The organism is Streptomyces nigra, assembly GCF_003074055.1.
Lineage (GTDB): Bacteria > Actinomycetota > Actinomycetes > Streptomycetales > Streptomycetaceae > Streptomyces > Streptomyces nigra.
The window spans coordinates 4,395,134-4,412,307 of the sequence record NZ_CP029043.1 but is presented as its reverse complement, the minus strand read 5'-3'; the positions used below and the strand labels follow the sequence as shown (position 1 = coordinate 4,412,307).

Annotated in this window: 18 protein-coding genes and 1 tRNA gene; 14 read left to right on the top strand and 5 right to left on the bottom strand. The window is 69.7% G+C overall.

The window, feature by feature from the left end:
* Nucleotides 1-21: 21 nt before the first annotated feature.
* Nucleotides 22-591, bottom strand: coding sequence for a GNAT family N-acetyltransferase (locus DC008_RS20545; protein WP_108708234.1), 570 nt, complete (start codon nt 589-591; stop codon nt 22-24).
* Nucleotides 588-1,355 (bottom strand): GntR family transcriptional regulator, encoded by a 768-nt coding sequence (locus tag DC008_RS20540; RefSeq protein ID WP_108710785.1) that lies wholly within the window; start codon nt 1,353-1,355, stop codon nt 588-590. The genes DC008_RS20545 and DC008_RS20540 overlap by 4 nt, the downstream gene beginning before the upstream one ends.
* Before the next feature lie 575 nt (nt 1,356-1,930).
* On the opposite strand from DC008_RS20540, the gene DC008_RS20535 reads away from it, so the two are divergent.
* The 6 genes from DC008_RS20535 to DC008_RS20505 all read left to right on the top strand — a co-directional run bounded on the left by DC008_RS20535 (nt 1,931) and on the right by DC008_RS20505 (nt 8,256).
* Nucleotides 1,931-2,188 carry a DUF6284 family protein gene (locus tag DC008_RS20535; RefSeq protein WP_108708233.1) on the top strand — a complete coding sequence of 86 codons (258 nt, stop codon included), beginning with the start codon at nt 1,931-1,933 and terminating at the stop codon, nt 2,186-2,188.
* The gene (locus tag DC008_RS20530) at nt 2,188-3,783 is read left to right on the top strand and encodes a DUF2637 domain-containing protein (RefSeq protein ID WP_108708232.1); all 1,596 of its coding nucleotides are present in this window, start codon (nt 2,188-2,190) and stop codon (nt 3,781-3,783) included. Before DC008_RS20535 ends, DC008_RS20530 begins: the two co-directional genes overlap by 1 nt.
* A 4-nt stretch (nt 3,784-3,787) precedes the next feature.
* Nucleotides 3,788-4,126, top strand: coding sequence for an RRQRL motif-containing zinc-binding protein (locus DC008_RS20525; protein WP_108708231.1), 339 nt, complete (start codon nt 3,788-3,790; stop codon nt 4,124-4,126).
* Nucleotides 4,127-4,151: 25 nt separating this feature from the next.
* Nucleotides 4,152-4,457 carry a hypothetical protein gene (locus DC008_RS20520; RefSeq protein WP_108708230.1) on the top strand — a complete coding sequence of 102 codons (306 nt, stop codon included), beginning with the start codon at nt 4,152-4,154 and terminating at the stop codon, nt 4,455-4,457.
* 525 nt (nt 4,458-4,982) lie between these two features.
* On the top strand, nt 4,983-6,143 hold the full coding sequence (locus tag DC008_RS36015) for a hypothetical protein (protein ID WP_279632346.1): 1,161 nt from the start codon (nt 4,983-4,985) through the stop codon (nt 6,141-6,143).
* 1 nt (nt 6,144) lies between these two features.
* Entirely contained in the window at nt 6,145-8,256 is a 2,112-nt protein-coding gene (locus DC008_RS20505; RefSeq protein WP_108708228.1) for a hypothetical protein, read from the top strand.
* Nucleotides 8,257-8,278: 22 nt separating this feature from the next.
* Here the strand turns inward: DC008_RS20505 and DC008_RS20500 are convergent, their stop codons facing one another.
* On the bottom strand, nt 8,279-8,530 hold the full coding sequence (locus tag DC008_RS20500) for a hypothetical protein (RefSeq protein ID WP_108708227.1): 252 nt from the start codon (nt 8,528-8,530) through the stop codon (nt 8,279-8,281).
* Nucleotides 8,531-8,772: 242 nt separating this feature from the next.
* Between DC008_RS20500 and DC008_RS20495 the strand changes: the two genes are divergently transcribed.
* The 6 genes from DC008_RS20495 (at nt 8,773) to DC008_RS20470 (ending at nt 14,285) form a co-directional block, all read left to right on the top strand.
* The gene (locus tag DC008_RS20495) at nt 8,773-9,078 is read left to right on the top strand and encodes a hypothetical protein (protein WP_108708226.1); all 306 of its coding nucleotides are present in this window, start codon (nt 8,773-8,775) and stop codon (nt 9,076-9,078) included.
* A gap of 89 nt (nt 9,079-9,167) precedes the next feature.
* Entirely contained in the window at nt 9,168-9,911 is a 744-nt protein-coding gene (locus DC008_RS20490) for a DNA cytosine methyltransferase (RefSeq protein ID WP_108708225.1), read from the top strand.
* The gene (locus DC008_RS20485; RefSeq protein ID WP_108708224.1) at nt 9,908-10,735 is read left to right on the top strand and encodes a bifunctional DNA primase/polymerase; all 828 of its coding nucleotides are present in this window, start codon (nt 9,908-9,910) and stop codon (nt 10,733-10,735) included. The genes DC008_RS20490 and DC008_RS20485 overlap by 4 nt, the downstream gene beginning before the upstream one ends.
* Nucleotides 10,736-10,737: 2 nt before the next feature.
* Entirely contained in the window at nt 10,738-12,213 is a 1,476-nt protein-coding gene (locus DC008_RS20480; RefSeq protein ID WP_108708223.1) for an ATP-binding protein, read from the top strand.
* Between the two features lie 453 nt (nt 12,214-12,666).
* A complete protein-coding gene (locus tag DC008_RS20475) occupies nt 12,667-12,855 on the top strand; it encodes a helix-turn-helix transcriptional regulator (RefSeq protein ID WP_108708222.1) in 189 nt (62 codons plus the stop codon).
* 59 nt (nt 12,856-12,914) lie between these two features.
* Nucleotides 12,915-14,285 (top strand): tyrosine-type recombinase/integrase, encoded by a 1,371-nt coding sequence (locus tag DC008_RS20470; RefSeq protein ID WP_108708221.1) that lies wholly within the window; start codon nt 12,915-12,917, stop codon nt 14,283-14,285.
* 176 nt (nt 14,286-14,461) lie between these two features.
* Here DC008_RS20470 and DC008_RS20465 read toward each other — a convergent pair.
* Nucleotides 14,462-14,543 (bottom strand) — tRNA-Tyr (locus DC008_RS20465).
* 224 nt (nt 14,544-14,767) lie between these two features.
* Between DC008_RS20465 and DC008_RS20460 the strand changes: the two genes are divergently transcribed.
* Nucleotides 14,768-15,256 (top strand): YajQ family cyclic di-GMP-binding protein, encoded by a 489-nt coding sequence (locus DC008_RS20460; RefSeq protein ID WP_108708220.1) that lies wholly within the window; start codon nt 14,768-14,770, stop codon nt 15,254-15,256.
* A gap of 157 nt (nt 15,257-15,413) precedes the next feature.
* Here DC008_RS20460 and DC008_RS20455 read toward each other — a convergent pair whose 3' ends face one another.
* Complete coding sequence (locus DC008_RS20455; RefSeq protein ID WP_108708219.1) at nt 15,414-15,680, bottom strand: GlsB/YeaQ/YmgE family stress response membrane protein; 267 nt, start codon at nt 15,678-15,680, stop codon at nt 15,414-15,416.
* 148 nt (nt 15,681-15,828) lie between these two features.
* Between DC008_RS20455 and DC008_RS20450 the strand changes: the two genes are divergently transcribed.
* Complete coding sequence (locus DC008_RS20450; RefSeq protein WP_108708218.1) at nt 15,829-17,094, top strand: APC family permease; 1,266 nt, start codon at nt 15,829-15,831, stop codon at nt 17,092-17,094.
* The last annotated feature ends 80 nt before the right edge of the window (nt 17,095-17,174 follow it).

Sequence of the window (17,174 nt, the reverse complement as noted above, 5' to 3'; positions counted from 1 at the left end):
TCGTGAGCGTCTCCGACTTATTCAAGCTGCATACGGAAGCCGTGCCGGGGCCGGAGTTCGATCCTCGAAATAGTGCTTCGCTGGCCTCGCCGGCCGCTGTGCGAGCCATCCGGAGACTCTCGGACCGCCATTCACTGCGCTGCCCTCGCACACCGTGCGGACATGCGTGAACCCTTGCGATAGGTAGTACTGCTGAAGGCCCTCGTTTGTGGTCCAGGCATCGAGGCGAAGCCATCGCGCACCCGCGCGATGCGCCCGGTCGCCAGCCCAGTCGAGCAGCTGTCCCCCGAGATTCTGTCCGGAGTACTGGCGGGCGACGGTGAGCTTGTTGATGAACATCGACGGCTCGGCCAGTTCAAGGTCAGTCCACAGGCCGTCTTCAGCGACCGGGGTCAGCGTTATGGTGCCAGCAGTGGTGTGCCCGTCGCGAAGCATGAACACAGTGCCTGCTTCGATCGTGGCCAGCAGCTTGTCAGCCGGGTACGGTCGGCTCCACTGGTCTGATCCAAGGTCCCGTAGCCAACCTGCCGCCTCCTCGCGGAAAGCCAACAGCTTGGCTACCTCGTGCGGCTCTGCTGAGGTGATGATCACGCGTTCTCTCTCCGGGCGGCTAGGTCGCCGATCTCGTAGTTCATTCGGTTCAGGTCACCCCGGAACGTCGTGACGGTGCACCGGATCGGACGGTCTACCGAGTAGCCCGTACGCGTCCAGAGCATCACCGGCACACCTGCCCCGATCTCCAGAAGACGCGCCTCCTCAGGGGTCGGCATCCGGGCTTCGATCTCATCGAAGTACCCGACTTGTTCGATGCCTTGAGCGGCCAGGTAGCGCGTTGTCCCCTCCTCGATGTCTCCAGGCTCAGCGAGTCGCGGCGATGCGTCGACCAGCCACGACGGATAGTAGGTCGCCTGTGTTGACCAGGGGACGTCGTCTACATAGCGGTGACAAAACCGCAGTACCGTCTTCGTACTTGGCTCGACCTTGAGGCGTTCAGCGATCTCCCGTGACGCCGGCAGCATCTCGACACGGAAGGTCTGATGCGGTCGACGCCCCGCGTTGGTGACGTCCGTGCTGTACGCATCGCCGTTCTGTGGGAAGGTCAGGTTCTCGAACCGCGAGGCGTTGAGTTCAAATACCTCGTGAGACTTGACCTCGTAGCCGAGTCCCTGGCTAGACGAGATCAGTCCCTCGCTGACCAGCAAGCTCAGCCCGTTGCGGATGGTGTTCCGCGAGGCGTCAAAACGCTGCTGTAGGTCGTTCTCCGAGGGCAGCCGCGATCCTGGCGCGTGAGTGCCGTTGACGATCTCACGGCGCAGGACGTCGGCGACTTGCCGGTACTTCGGCTGCTTGTTCATGCCTTCATCATGACGCACTCGCGCAACTTGTTGGTACATGTAGGCCCCGATCCCTTGACGGCTCACCGTGTGTGGGTGCAGCATCACTGCATCAGCTTGTACCAACAAGCTGAGCAGGTGGTGCAGCACCATTAAGTGTGTCTGCCTGCGCCGACAACTCCACAGCGTGATCCGCCACAGACATGACGGCCGTGACCACACCGGCCGAGGTGAGCGGAGACCAGTCGGTCATCTCCCGTCAGGGACACGTGCCGACTCAAAAGAACGGATCTGCCCAAGGGCACGCACGCCGCGCGAAGAGACCGAGATGCGATTCCTCGGAGGAGCGGGACTGAGGCACAGATCCATATCGCGCAGGACGGGCCGTCACCTCCCGTACAAGGTGTCCAGCGCGGCTCGGGCCCGCATATCTCTGACCTCTGCCGCACACGGCGGCCGGTTGCCTCCGCTGCTCGTCTTGTACGAGCAGCGCTGAGGGGAGCCGGACATTCCGACTTCAACGGCGCGAGCCCCCGGAGGCGCAACCCCGGGGGCTCTGTTCGGGCCGTTGCCACCTGATAGGGAGAACACGACCCATGGAACACATCGTGACTGTTCAGGACGCTGTTACCGCGTTCGCTTCGTTCATGGAGCCCACGGACGCGGAGCTGGACGCCATCGAGCGCGAGGCGCCGCTGATCAAGGCGGAGCTTGAGCTGCTGGATGTACAGATTGCGCTGCTGGACCGGCCGGCGTCCCCGCTCGGGGAGCGGCGGCTGCGCCGGGCGGCGAACAAGGTGCTCGCTGAGCGGGCGACGCTGGCCAACCGCGCCACCTCGGGTGAGGCGGCCTGATGGCCAGCAACTGGCTCCCTGACCTGCCGGAAGGACCCTGGCTGTGGCTAGCGGGCGCGGTCGCTGTGCTGGCTGTGGCGCTGTGGGCTGTGGGACAGTTGCGGCAGTCATCGTGGCTGTCCGGGATCGGCCCGCAAGCCTTCGTCGCGCTCGGAGGTGTGGCGGTCAGCGTGCATGGCCTGTGGGGCTTTGCCACGCAGACCAGCGGCCTGCCCACCGAGTTGGCGGTGGCGTTCATCTCGGTGTTCGACGCCGCAGAAATGACGCTGCTGGTCATGATGTACCGCGCCGCCGACCCCGAGCAGGGGTGGACGCGGGAGCTCCGGCTGATGCACCGCACCGCCTGGGTGCTGGTCGCCTTCTCCGCAGCGATGAACGCGGTGCACGCCCCGAACTGGTGGGCCCGCCCGGTGCTCGCCGCGGTGCCGGCGCTGGCTGCGTGGCTGATCGAACTCCAGCTGCGCAGCAAGCTGCACCACGTCAAGCCCGGCCAGGACGACGACGCGCGGCCTGGCCCGGCTCGGCTGGTGGCGCTGCTGTGGCAGCACGCGTGGGCTGAGCTGTTCGCCCTGCTCGGTCTGGACGCCCGTACGTCGTCGTCGGCGATCGCGCGGGCCGCGCTGGTGCAGCGGGCCGCGCTGCGCGTCTACCGGCTGCGCCTGGCCCTGGACGCCGGGAAGCCCCGCAAGGTGGGGCGTCGGCGTCGCCGGGCGCAGAAGGCGCTGGATCGTGCCGATGTCGCGGTCGACTCCGACCAGGCGCTTGCGCTGGCGCGCAGGCTGGCCACGCTCACGGGAGCGGACGCGTTCGCCGCACTCGACTACCGCCAGCCGGATGCTGTCCTGACGCTGATCGAGAATCTTGCGATCACCCCGGCCGTGCAGCGGCAGGAAGCCTCCGCCCTGACCGAGCAGGCGCGCGAGGCGTTGCAGCGCGCGGAAGCCGCGCGGCAAGAGGCAGAGGACGCGCGGCAGCGCGCGGCAGACGAACTCACCGCCGCGCGCGAAGAGCTGGCCAGGGTCCGGCAGGAGCAGGCCGGCTTGCTGGAGCAGGGCAGTGATGCGACCGGCCGCGCGGAAGCCGCGCGGCAGGAGGAGCAGGCTGCGCGGCAGCGCGCGGAGGCTGCGCGGCAGGACGAACAGCAGGCGCGGCAGCGCGCGCAGGACATGCTCGCCGACGCGCAGCAGCAGATCGACGCCCAGCGGCAGACCGTTACTGACCTGTACGCCGCGGTGGAGCAAGCGCGCGCGGACTATCAGTCGCAGGCGAACGCGTTGCGGCAGCTCAACGGCCAGATTCAGGAGGCGCAGACGCTGTATGAGCGGCTGCGTGGCGACCTGGCCGGTCTGCACCCGCAGGCCCCGGACGGGGATGCGGAGGGCGGACAGGTTGCGTGGAAGTCGCCTGCCAAGCAGGACGGTTGGGCCTACTACGTGAGCACCCTCTCCGGTGCCAACCCGGCCGAGCCGACCGCCGCTGAGTTGGCGGAGCGGTTCGGGGTGGACCCCGGAAACGCGCGGAACTGGCTGCGTGACTTCCGTGCCGCGCGCGCCACGCAGCTTGCCGCGCAGCCGCGCGCACTGAGCACCGCCTGACGCCGTGGCGAGCATCCCTACCTACCCGTGGCGGCTCGCCCCGGACGGGTTGGCGACCTTTCGGCAGCTTCGGGCGCGCGGCTTACGGCCCGGCGGACAGGACGTTGCCGCGCAGATGGAACGCCCGCGCCGCCGCTGCGGCCCGCTGGTCGCCTACCTGTACGAGATCCACATGGCCAAGCCCGTGCGGCCGATGACGCCCGCGAAGTGGGCGGCCCTGGCCAAGGCCAACACCGCGCGGCGCACCTGCCCCGAGTGTCGGCGGGATGCCGGATACGTCATCCCCACAACGCTCGGCATGTGCGTCACCTGCGCCTATCCCGAGGAACATCGCGCCGCCTGAACACCTCACCAACAAGGGAGTTCGCGTGAGCATCCCACGTCAACGCGCCCTCACAGCGGGCGCCGCCGCCGTCAGCACGGCCCTGTCCACCGCGATCGGTGTGCGGCTGTCCGGCTACGGCGTGCCCGCCGTGCTGCTGCTGGCCTGCTGCCTGTCCTGCACGGCCACGTTCTCCAGCCTCCTGTTCCGCGTGATCGGTGCCTGGTCCACGACCGTGCACCGGTGTGCGCGGCCCGGCTGTGACTTCCGCGTGAGCCTGACCCACACGGACAGCGCGGAGAACCGCAGGTGGCAGGAGATCGCAGCTCAGCACCCGCACCGCACCCACTGAACAGCGCAAACGTCCCTGAATTCGGCGGGCCCGGCCGCTCGCCTCCTACAGCACCGGCCGGGCCCTACTCCCCTAAGGAGTGCTCACAGCATGACGGAACTCAGTACTGAGCCGGTAGCCGTCGAGGCTGTCCCGACCATCCCGCCCCCGCCGTCCGACACACCAGCCACCACCGCGAAGGACACGGTGGACGTGGAGCACACACCGGGCGGCTGGCCGGTCGTCCCCCTGGCCCTGTCCGGGGCGAACAGCACCGTGGGCGCGCTCGCCGCCGCCTCCCTCGTAGGCGGCCCCATTGCCGCGGCCGTGGCCGCTACCGGCATGGTCGTACTCGGCACGGTCGCCGCCACCCGCAACCGGACCGCGAACCCCCGCCGAGAGGCCCGCAGGTCCTCGGCCCGCGCCGCCGGGCGTTCCGCTGCGCGCGCTGCTGGCTCGCGCAGCGGCGGAGCAGGCAGCCGCGGCAGCTCCGGAAGCCGCTCCGCTGGCTCGCGGTCCGGTCGCTCCGGTAGTCGGTTGGGCAAGGTGTCCGGTCAGCACCGCCGCGGCACCGGTGCCGCCACCCGCCACGGCAGCGCTGCCACCAGTACAAAGACCCTCGGCAAGGCCGATCGCGGCGCCTCCAAGCACGCGGCCGGTGGCACGGGGCGCGGTGGGAAGCCTGTCGGCAGCCGGGTCGGGCAGGTCAAGGCGCTGCGGGCCGCTCAGAAGGCTGCGGCGGGCTCGCGGGCCGCGCAGCGGGCGCAGACCACCAACGCACGGCGCGCGGTCGCCGACGCGCGCCGCAACGCCAAAGCCCAGGCCACCCGCAGCAACGCGGGCAAGCGCCCTGGTCTGACCGGCCAACTGATGGGCGCCGCGACGCGCAAAGCACGCGGCGCGCGGGATGCCGCCATCGCCAAACAGCGCGCCCGCCGGGATGCGAAGAACGGGCGCACCATCGCCGGGCAGCGGGCGCAGGTCCGCAAGGCCCCGGCCCGCAAGGCGGCACGGCAGGCACTGCGCAGGTCCGCGGCCCGCTTCCACGGCCGCCGCCTGGTCGCCGCGCTGCTCGCCCTGCCGGTCGGCCTGCTGGGCTGCCTGACCACCGCCATCGGCCGCAAGTTCGGCATCCGCTCCCTCATGCATCCCGGCCGGCGCCTGTACCGGCGGATGGTGCAGGCCGCGGGCGAGCAGCGCGCGAGCCGGGATGAGTCCACCCGCAAGAACCTGCGCGAGCAGGAGGCCGCCGCCGATGCGCAGGCCGAACAGGACGGCACGGAGGCTGTGGGCGAGCAGGTCGAGCGTCCGGCCGTCGACGTTCCCGCCAGCACGATCCCCGAGGTCAGTGAAGGAGAGCACGTGTCCGGATTCCGATTCGAAGAGGCCGCCGAAGAGATGGAGCAGGCGGCCAACTCCTACGAGCCCGAGAACGCCATGGAGATCCTGGCCATGGTCGAAGGGCTCCCGGCCGCGCTGACCAGCGTCGCCAACGTGATGAAGATCCTCGCGGAGCGCTCCGACTCGGAGTTTCCGCTGGAGAAGGAGGTCGCGGACGGCTTCAACGACATCTTCGGCGCCCTGATGAGCGCCGTCGCGGTCGCGGAGGACATGGGCCCGCTGTTCCGGCAGGCCCACGAGCAGGACATCGCCCGCCACGAGGACCCCCGCAACGGCACTGAGGCCGAGAAGGGCTGGAACGTCTGAGATGAGCAGCACCGCCACCGCCAACAAGAACGCGAGCAGTGGCCCGGTGCTGGACTGGGCGGCCGGTCACGGACCCGTGACCGGCGCCCTGTCCGCCACCACCGGAGCCTTCGCCATCGCCACCACCGGCGCCGCCACCGGTATGCCCCCCGGCTGGGCCCTGACCGTGGGCGCGGCCGGCGCCCTCGGCCACACGGTCATGGGTCTACGCGTGCGCAACGCCGGCCGCACCCTGGCCACCCGCGCCGCCTCCTGGCTGATCGGCGCCGGATGGACCACCTGGGCAATGACCCACGGCCCCCTCACCTGGGCCGCCCTCGGCACGCTCGCCACCATCGGCGTCGGCATCGGCGCCGCCGCCCGCGCCTCCGCCTTCTACGAAGAGGCCCGTGAAGAGGAAGCCATCGCCGCCGAGCAACGGCAGATCGCGCAGGAGCTCTCCGCGGAACGCCGGGCGATCGCCGCGGAGTGGGTGGAGCGCATCCAGCGGATCTGCTCGATCAGCGTGAAGGTACTGGCGGTCGAGATGTGGCCGACCGGTACCGGATACTCCCTGGATCTGGAGCCGCAGGGCGGCGTCACCTACGACCGCATCGCGCAGCACTCGGTAGCCCTGTCCGCGGACGCCAAGCTGCCCCACGGCTGCACCGCGGCCGCGACCCCGGGTATCCACCAGGGCCGCACCATCCTGGACGTCACCACCGTCAACGTCCTCAAGGAAGACTGCCGCTATCCGGACGACTACGGCCCTTTGTCGATCCTGACCGGCTTGCCGTGGGGCGTGCGCACCAACGGGGAGATCGTCTCCGCCTACCTGCGCGAGCAGTGCGCGCTGGTCGTCGGCCCGACCGGTTCGGGCAAGACGAACATGGTCCACGACATCCTGGCCAGCTTCGCCCGCGCCGATGACGTCCTCACGTTCGTGATCGACCTCAACGCGGGATCGGCCGGACTGCCGTGGGTACTGCCCGCGCTGAATGGCGAGATCAAACGGGAGGACGGCCAGCCGGTCCGCCCCGGCATCGACTGGCTGGCCGCTTCCTTCGAGGAAGCCATGCTGATGCTCGATACCGCCCTGGCCATCGGGCTGCACCGCAAGAAGGCGTATCAGGACCTGCTCGCCAAGGCGAACACTGATCTGCTGCCGATCAGCTCGAAGATTCCGCAGATCATGCTGGTCATCGATGAGGGCGCGGAGATCCTGGTCAGCACCGACCGGCAGATGAAGCAACTCGCCAAGAAGATTCTTGAGGTCATCCGGATGCTGCGCGCCATGGGCGTGCGGACCGTGCTCACCGCGCTCGGGGCGACCGGCAGCGTGCTGGGCAACCTGATGATCCGCCGTGAGGGCAAGGTCCGCGTCGCGCTGACCGGCGGTGAGACCGAGGGCATGGACCTGGGCAAGATGTTCCCGGGCCGGCGCGGACTGCGCGTCGAGCAAGCCCCGTATAAGGGAGCCGGGTTCATGGGCACCCCGGAATCACCTGCGGCGCTGTTCAAGGCGTGGCGCATCCTGCCCAACCAGATCCGGGACATCATCGCCGCCACCTCCGACCGGCACCCGCGGCTGGACGACGTGTCCGCCAAGGCCGCCGGAGCCGCCTACGCGCGGCGCTGGGATGCCGACCGCACCGCATGGATGCGGGACCTCACCCCCGGCAACGACCACGCCAACGACGACACCGCAGAGGGACTGAATCTGTCCGCGCTGCGCGAGCAGGAGGCGGCCCCGGTCTCCCCGGAAGACGAGATGCTGCGCCGTTTCCGTGAGGAGATCGACGCCCAGTTCGCCACCACACCCGACCCGCACACACCCGACACCGGCACACCGCCGCCGGCGGCGGGCGGGCTGAACCTGTCGGCGCTGCGGGGCGAGCAGGACAGCCCCGCACAGCAAGCGGCGCTGGCACTGTTGCTCGCATCCGGTCGCGAGGGCACCGGAGCGTCCGCGATCGCCCGCGCCCTGTCCGGGGAGCACGGAACGTCCCGTCAGACGGTCGTCGGCTGGCTGCGGGACTGGGTCAAGGGCGGCACCGCCGTCCGCATCGGTGAGGGCACCAAAGCCCGCTACGTCCACCGCCAGCACGCCCCCGAACAGCCCCCGGAGGGCTGACCCAGGGCCCGGGGGACTGCTGCTACTCCCAGCCCATGTTCCGGGCGACGATCTCCCGGGCGCGTTCCAGATCCCTCTCTGTCGTTCCGAGCGCCCACTCGTCGAGCTGTGCCAACAGGTCGTTCAGCGCCTGCTTTTCTGCTTTGTGGTTGACCGGCAACTGGTCGAAGTCCAACTCCATGAGCCAGTGGAAGAGCACCACCACATCGGGTGCCCAGAGGCTGACGTCGATATGAGAGTCAAGGTCCAGCGGGCCGCTTGCATCGTCGGTCATGACCGAACCATACGGCTGGCCGCTTCCACCCGGCTTGTCACTTGTCGCCCGCCGCTCCGGGGAGGGCTCTGGGCGGCTTGCTGAGGACCTGAAATGGCTTGTGACCTGCAAGGCGACAAGCGACAAGACAAGACAAGCGACAAGGAAGACGACAAGCCACGCGACAAGTACACCCACCCAACCGAGCGGGCCCGCACCAGTCCCGGGTGCGGGCCCGCAGCCCACCCGAGGGAGCCCTCGCCATGGACCACCGCACCCCGCCGGGGGACATCGCCCCGCACATACCCGCCGACACCTACCACCGCGCGCAGGCCACCGGACAGCCCGTCGTCATCGTCCTCAACGACACCCACCCGACGGGCATCCCCTGGCACCGCGTGCTGATCCCGTTCGCGATCGCCGGGGCGGTCGTGGCTGGCGGCTGGGGACTGGTCGCCTGCCTGTGCCTCCTGCTCGACGCCGCGGCCCACACCGCCACCGTCATCGCCGGCGCCGCCGGACCCATCGGCATCGGCGGCATCACCCTCAAGGTCTTTTCGAAGAAGTAGCTACGCCAAGGGCGGCCCCCCACTCTCGCCAAAGAAGCGGGGCCGCCCTTGTCCAGCCAGTCACCATCAAGGAACTGGAGACATCCAGGATGACCCAACCCACCGACATCCGGCGAGTGCACGCCGCGCTCGCCCCGCCCGAGCCTTTCCGCGTGTTGGACGGGTGCTGCTGCATCGGCGGCGCCACCGAAGGCCTGCGCCGTGCGTTCGGCCCGAACGTCCACATCACCGGCATCGACATCGAACCCCAACCCGACTACCCGGGCGATGTGTTCCACCGAGGCGACGTGGTCGAATTCATCCGCGACTGTGGCCGTGAGTTCGACTTCATCCACGTCTCGCCGCCCTGCCAGGGAGAGGGCGCCCCGACCAAGGGCACCAACGCCGCGCGCAACGCGGCGATCGGCCGCACCTACCCCCGTCTCATCCGGCCCGTCCGCGCCGCTCTTGAGGCGACCGGCCGGCCGTACGTGATGGAGAACGTGGCCGGCTCCGAGGTCCGCAAGGACATCCGCCTGTGCGGCGAGCAGTTCGGGCTGGCTGTGCTCATGCACCGCTACTTCGAACTCGGAGGCTGGGCAGCTACGCAGCCCGCCCACCCCAAGCACAGGGGGTACGTGCGCGGTTGGCGCCACGGCGAATACCGCGAGGGGCCCTATGTCGCCGCGTACGGCAAGGGCGGTGGGAAGGCCACCGTGGAGGAGATCCGGGCCGCGAAGGGCATCGACTGGTCCACCGACCACCTCCGCCTGAGGGAAGCTCTCCCGCCTGCCTACATGGAGTGGATCGGCCGCGCCTTCCTTGCTTCCGGAACGCTGGGGGTGGCGGCGTGAGCAGCCACCTGCGTACCGCCCTGCGGCTCGCGGCTGAGGGGCTGCCCGTGCTGCCGCTGCGCAAGGGCAAAGTGCCCTTCGCCAACTGCCCCGGCTGCCTGTACACCTCGTGCGGCGGCCGGCCGCACATGAAGACCCCCGGCCCCTGCACCTGCCCCGCCCCCTGCCACGGCTGGGCCGCCGCCACCACCGACACCAGCGTCATCGCCTCGCTGGCATGGGCGAGCGCATGGCAGGGCGCCGCGGCGATCGCCTACCACCCGGGCGGCGCCGGCCTGACGGTCGTGGACTGCGACAACGCCGACGCCATCGCGTGGGCCCGCAAGACCCTGCCCGCCACCCGGACCGTGCCCACGACCCGCGGCGAGCACTGGCTCTACCTCGGGACGATGCCGTCGGCCAACGGCGTGCGGCCCGGCGTGGACATCAAGTCCACCATGTCCTACGCCCGCTGGCTCGGGCCCGGCACCGGCACCATGACAAAGCTCCCGGACGTCGTGTGCGTGCTCACCGCAGCCAAGCCCGCCACCCCCGTAGCCGTCAGGGTTCCCACGCCGGCCGGGGGCGGGGAATGCCGCCACCGCACACCCGCCTACCTCGAACGCGGGATCGCCATGGCGGAGCAGCGCATCACCGAGGCCCGCTGCGCGATCCACGCGACCGTCTATCGAACCTTCCTCGCCGTGCTGTCCACGCACGGCCGGTGCGGCTGCCTCACCGAGGACCACATCGCCCGCCTGTTCACCGCCGCTCAGGCCAAGGGCGAGACGCCGCGGCACTGCACGGATGCGTGGACCAATGCACGCACCACGTTGGGGCTTTGAGCATGGAAGACGACGACAAGAACCCGGCCCGGAAGGTCATCGCGGACTACGCGAAAGAGCGCTTTCGCTACTTCCGCACCGCTGACGGCACCGTCTACGCACAGCGCAAAGGCCACCCCGTGGCCCGCCCCATCCGCTCCCAGGGCACCACCGGCAGCCACCGCCAAGAACTCATGGTCGGCCTGTTCAAAGACGGACTCGGCACGTTCAACGGCACCGCGATGAAGGAGGCACTCGACTTGATCGAAGCACTCGCCCTCACCGAGCAGGTCCAGCCCGTCCACATCCGCGTCGCCCCCGGCCTGGACGGAGCCACCTGGCTGGACCTGGGCCGCAACGACGGCCAGTCCGTCCGCATCCACCCCACCGGCTGGGACATCCGCACCCCCGACCCGGCAGAGGTGTGCTGGCGGCGCACCCAGCTCACCGGCGAACTGCCCCTGCCCGCCAAGGACACCAACGGCAAGGGCATCGACGCGCTGTTCAGGCTGTGCAACTTCGCCAACGCTGAGACCGAGTGCCTGGCCATGGCCTGGCTGATCGGCTGCCTGGAACCCTCCGTGCCCGTCCCCGCCCCCTTCCTGACTGGTCCCCAGGGCGCGGGGAAGTCGACCGGCGGGCGGATGCTGATCCGGCTCATCGAGGGCATGACCGGCGACCTGCGCCGGGCCCCGAAGGACGAGGACAACCTGATCGCGGCCGTCGCGGCGGGATGGGTCACCGCGCTGGACAACCTCTCCCACATGAGCCCGGACCTGTCCGACGCCATGTGCTGCATCGTCACCGGAGCCGAGTCCGTGAAGCGCGCTCTGTTCACCGATGGGGACGTCTTCCGCGCCCGCTACCGCCGCCCCCTGCTCCTGACCGGCATCGACGTCGGCGTCATCCGCCCCGACCTCGCCGAACGCCTCCTGCCGCTGCGCCTGGAGCGGCCGAAGGTGCGGCGCACCGAAGCGGAGCTGTGGGCGGAGTACGCCGAAGCCCTGCCCGTCATGCTCGGCTCCCTGCTGGACCTGACCGTCAAGGTCCGCGCCGCCACCGCTGAGACGCCGACCGACCTGCGGATGGCGGACTTCGCCCACCTGTGCGCGCAGCTTGACGCGGCGATGGGCCTCGGAGCTCTGGCGGCCTACCGGGCTGGGCTGGACGACCTCAACGACGACGTCATCGAGGGCGACCTGCTCGCGCAGACCGTGCTCCAGTACGCGGCCGGCATGGAACCGGGGGCGCAGGAGAAGATGTCGTCAGCGGAGTGGCTGCACCTGCTCACGCGGCTCTACAGCGGTGAGGAGTGCCGCCCGCTGCCCAAGGGGTGGCCGACCACCGGCAAGGTCCTCTCCGACCGGCTCAAGCGCCTACAGCCCACCCTCGCCGCCCGCGGCCTGCTCGTGGACTGGGGACGCACCAAAACGGCCCGCTACATCGAACTCACCGAACCCGCACCGGCACCCCAGCCGCAACAGGAAACGGCGTTCTGAACGCGGGGTTCACCCGACAACAGCAAGAAGAGCACCCGGGGGCGACGCGGCGCTGGGTGCTCCTATTGCTGTTCGGTGCGTAGCACCGCCCGAAGGACGCGCCGCGCAGCGGCTCCTTCTTCGCTCTCTGAGCCGCGCACAACAACAGACACCACCCCCTCCTTTTCCTAAGTAGGAGAACGCTGCGTCACCTGCGTCACCCACGCCCGAAAACGGCCCCTGACCAGCAGAGAAGGAGGTGACGCAGAGCCCAACCGCCTGCGTCATCGTGCGTCACCTGCGTCACCCCCCCCGGTGACGCAGGTGACACGGAGGTGACGCAGCCCCACCGTACTCCGTCACCGATAACCGCAGGTCAGCGACCTGAATGACGCAGGTGACGCGGTGACGCAGAAATCCGAACCTCGGACAGGTGCCAGCCCAGCCAAGACCAGAACCTCGAAGGAGTCGACTGTGGCACGCCCTCAGATGCTCAAGCTCCCCGAAGTCCTCGAAGAGATCGGCATGAGCCGCACCGCCTTCTACCGCATGCGCGCCCGCGGCCAAGCCCCCAAGCTCCGCAAGCTCCCCAACGGTCAGGTCCGTGTCAGCCGCGCCGACCTGGACGCGTGGTGGGAGAGCTGCACCGAGCACGCCGCCTGACCTGCATCGCCCATCGGGCCCGCCCTTCCGGGGCGGGCCCTTTCGCTGCCTGGAGAGCAATGCCCTTCACGTACGACGTTCGCGTCTACAGCATCGAGACCCGCCGAGACCGCCCGAAGCCCTATCGCGTTCGCTGGCTTGTCGGCCCCCAGAAGCACTCCAAGAGCTACACGGTCAAAGCCCAGGCAGATGGCCGCCGATCCGAGCTGATGACCGCTCTCCGCAAGGGCGAGCAGTTCGACGTGGAGTCGGGCCTGCCCGCCTCCGAACTCCGTGCGCTGAACGGCTCCGTGACCTGGTACGAGCACACCCGGGCGTACGTCGACGGAAGATGGGACCGCCTCCCGGCCAAGTCTCGCCGCAACGATGCCGACGCACTCGCCACCATCACGCCCGTGCTGGTGAAGACCACGGCCGGCCGCCCGGCGCCCAGAGTGCTGCGCAGGGCCCTGTACGGCTGGGCGTACAACAAGAGCCGTTGGGGCCAAGAGCCTCCCGCCGAAGTGGCTGACGCTCTTCGCTGGGTGGAGAAGAACTCCGTGGCCATCTCAGCGCTTGAAGACCCTGCGACGCTCCGCACTGCGCTCGACGCCCTGTCGACGCTGCTCAACGGCTCCCCCGCCGCGGGACGTACTGCCCGTCGCAAGCGAGCCTGCCTGAGCGACGTGCTCGGGCTCGCGGTCGAACGGCGGTACTTCACAATCCCCGTGAACCCCCTGACCACGGTGAAGTGGACGGCCCCGAAGTCCACCGAGGAAGTTGACCCAGCGAGTGTCGCCAACCCGCGCCAAGTGCGGGAACTGCTCGAAGCGGTACGCGCTCAGGGGGAGCGCGGAGCGCACCTCGAAGCCTTCTTCGGGTGCCTCTACTACGCCGCCATGCGTCCCGCCGAAGCCGTGGGTCTGAAGGCGTCACAGTGTCACTTGCCCAAGCGCGGGTGGGGCCACCTCACGCTTCGCGGCGGCATCGTCCATGCCGGCCACAACTGGACGGACGACGACCGGGCTCACCAAGAGCGCCACCTCAAGGCCCGAGCGGTCCGCGACTCACGGGTGGTGCCGATCCCGCCGCACTTTGTCGCGATGCTCCGGTGGCACATCGAGCGATATGGCGCAGCACCGGATGGCCGCCTGTTCCGCACGAGCCGCGGCGGTGTGATTCAGGACACGGGATACGGCGAGGTTTGGGCGGAAGCACGGAGCGCTGCTCTGTCCCCTTTCGAGGTGGCGTCGCCGCTCGCCCGCCGGCCGTATGACCTGCGATGCGCCGGGGTCTCCCTCTGGCTCTTCTCCGGTGTCGACCCTATGGAGGTGGCGCGTAGGGCCGGGCACTCCGTGGCCGTGCTCCTGCGGGTCTACGCGAAGGTTCTGGCGCAGGCCCAGGACCGAGCGAACCGCCAGATTGAGGCTGGCCTGCGGGAATGGCACTGAGAGAGCGCCTCCCCCGGGGGACGTCTGGGGGACACATGCTGACCAGGGACGGGTCGCACCTGAGACCAGGTGAGACAAGCCTCGCTTTTCGACCATCGTTCGAATCGATGTGTTCGAATACGAAAGAACCCCCTCCGCGCTGCGTTTCCGCAGTTCGGAGGGGGTTCCCTCAAGTGTGGCGGCGCCAGGATTCGAACCTGGGAAGGCTGAGCCGGCAGATTTACAGTCTGCTCCCTTTGGCCGCTCGGGCACACCGCCGGGGTCGCTGCCGTTCGAACCGCTCTGCGGCGGTGCTCCCTGGCAACGACGTAAACAATACCCGATGCGGAGGGGTGGTTCGCCACCCGATTGATCGCCACCCGGGGGACCCGGGGTGGCTAGGCTTGTCGGGATGCGGCCCGAGGTCCGCCCCGGGCTCGGCGGCCACCCCCACGCCCGCCGACACGCACCCATTCGCACCCCGATACAAGGAGCCACAGGACATGGCCGACTCCAGTTTCGACATCGTCTCGAAGGTCGAGCGGCAGGAGGTCGACAACGCCCTCAACCAGACCGCCAAGGAGATCTCGCAGCGCTACGACTTCAAGGGCGTGGGTGCCTCGATCTCGTGGTCCGGGGAGAAGATCCTCATGGAGGCGAACTCCGAGGACCGGGTGAAGGCCGTCCTCGACGTCTTCCAGTCCAAGCTGATCAAGCGCGGTATCTCGCTGAAGGCCCTGGACGCGGGCGAGCCGCAGCTCTCGGGCAAGGAATACAAGATCTTCGCGTCGATCGAGGAGGGCATCTCCCAGGAGAACGCGAAGAAGGTGGCGAAGATCATCCGCGACGAGGGCCCCAAGGGCGTGAAGGCGCAGGTCCAGGGTGACGAGCTGCGCGTCAGCTCCAAGAGCCGGGACGACCTCCAGGCCGTGATCGCCCTGCTGAAGGGCAAGGACTTCGACTTCGCGCTTCAGTTCGTGAACTACCGGTGATCGTTCAATCGCCGGTGACCGACTGAGCCGACGGGGTGAGGGGCGGGCTGGCCGGCCGCCCGGGCCCCGGGACCGGAAGGGTGAGCTCTCCGCGCGGGTGCGCGGGGTTCACCCTTCTCGCGTTCCGGCCCGTGGCCCGGGGTCGGGCTCCGCGGGGTCAGTCGCGTGAGTGGCCGAAGAAGATCCGGTAGGCGACCAGCAGCACCAGCGAACCGCCGATCGCCGACACCCAGGTGGCACCGTCGTAGAAGTCCTTGCTGATCGGGTGGTCCAGCCAGCGGGCCGAGATCCAGCCGCCGATGAACGCGCCCGCGATACCGATGAGCGTCGTGCCGATGAAGCCACCGGGGTCCCGGCCCGGCAGCAGGAACTTGGCGATGGCTCCGGCCAACAGCCCCAGGAAGATCCAGCTGATGATCGTCATACCCCTGAACCTGCCCCTCCGCGCCGTGCCTGCACTTCTCCAGGCACTGTGATCTCCGGCGCGCTCGTTCGCACACTCTTGCTGCTCCGTTGGTGAACAGGACGTATCGCCGGTGTCCTGTGGTTGCGGCGATCAGTAGGGTCGGGCCATGACACGGTCCCCCTCCGCCTCCCCCGGGCTACGGCGTTCGCTCGGAGTCGGTGACGCCGTCGTCATCGGGCTCGGCTCGATGATCGGAGCCGGGATCTTCGCCGCGCTCGGCCCCGCCGCCCGCGCGGCCGGCTCGGGTCTCCTCCTCGGGCTCGCGGTCGCGGCCGTCGTCGCGTACTGCAACGCCATGTCGTCGGCCCGGCTGGCCGCCCGCTATCCCGCCTCGGGCGGGACGTATGTGTACGGGCGCGAGCGACTCGGGGAGTTCTGGGGGTACTTGGCGGGCTGGGCCTTCGTGGTCGGCAAAACGGCCTCCTGTGCGGCGATGGCGCTGACGGTCGGGGCGTACGTCTGGCCGGGCCAGGCGCACGCGGTGGCGGTCGCGGCCGTGGTGGCGCTGACCGCGGTGAACTACGGCGGCATCCAGAAGTCCGCCTGGCTGACACGGGCGATCGTGGTGGTGGTTCTCGCCGTGCTCGCCGGTGTGGTGGTCGCGTGCCTGAGCTCCGGCCGGTCCGACCCCGGGCATCTGTGGACCGGAGCCTCGGGCGGTGTCGGCGGCGTCCTCCAGGCGGCCGGCCTGCTCTTCTTCGCGTTCGCCGGGTACGCGCGGATCGCGACCCTGGGCGAGGAGGTCCGGGATCCCTCGCGCACGATCCCCCGGGCGATCCCGCTCGCCCTGGGCGTGACGCTGGTCGTCTACGCGTGGGTCGCGGTGGCAGTCCTCTCCGTGCTGGGAGCCGAAGGGCTCGGGGCTGCGGCCGCACCGCTGACCGACGCCGTACGGGCGGCCGGGGTACCGGGGCTGGTCCCCGTCGTCCGGGTGGGGGCGGCCGTGGCGGCGCTGGGCTCGCTGCTCGCACTGATCCTGGGGGTCTCGCGTACGACGCTGGCCATGGCCCGCGACCGGCATCTGCCCGGCGCCCTGGCCGCTGTCCATCCGCGCTTCCAGGTGCCGCACCGGGCCGAGCTGGCGGTCGGCGCGGTGGTCGCGGTCCTCGCCGCCACCGTGGACGTGCGGGGTGCGATCGGCTTCTCCTCCTTCGGTGTGCTGGCGTACTACGCGGTGGCCAACGCATCGGCCTGGACGCTGGATCGGGCCCGGCGTGCACGTGTCGTGCCGGTGGTGGGGCTGGTCGGGTGTGCGGTGCTCGCCTTCTCCCTTCCGGTGGTCTCGGTGGTCGTGGGCGCGGGTGTGCTGGCGGTCGGCGGCGCCTTGTACGGGGTGCGGTGGTGGGTGGGGCGGCGGTCGTCCCGGGCGTAGGGCGGGATGCCGGGCCAGGGACGGAGGGCCGGGATGGTGGGGCTGGGCTCGCCTCAGGGGCTCAGGTGCTCAGGTGGTGG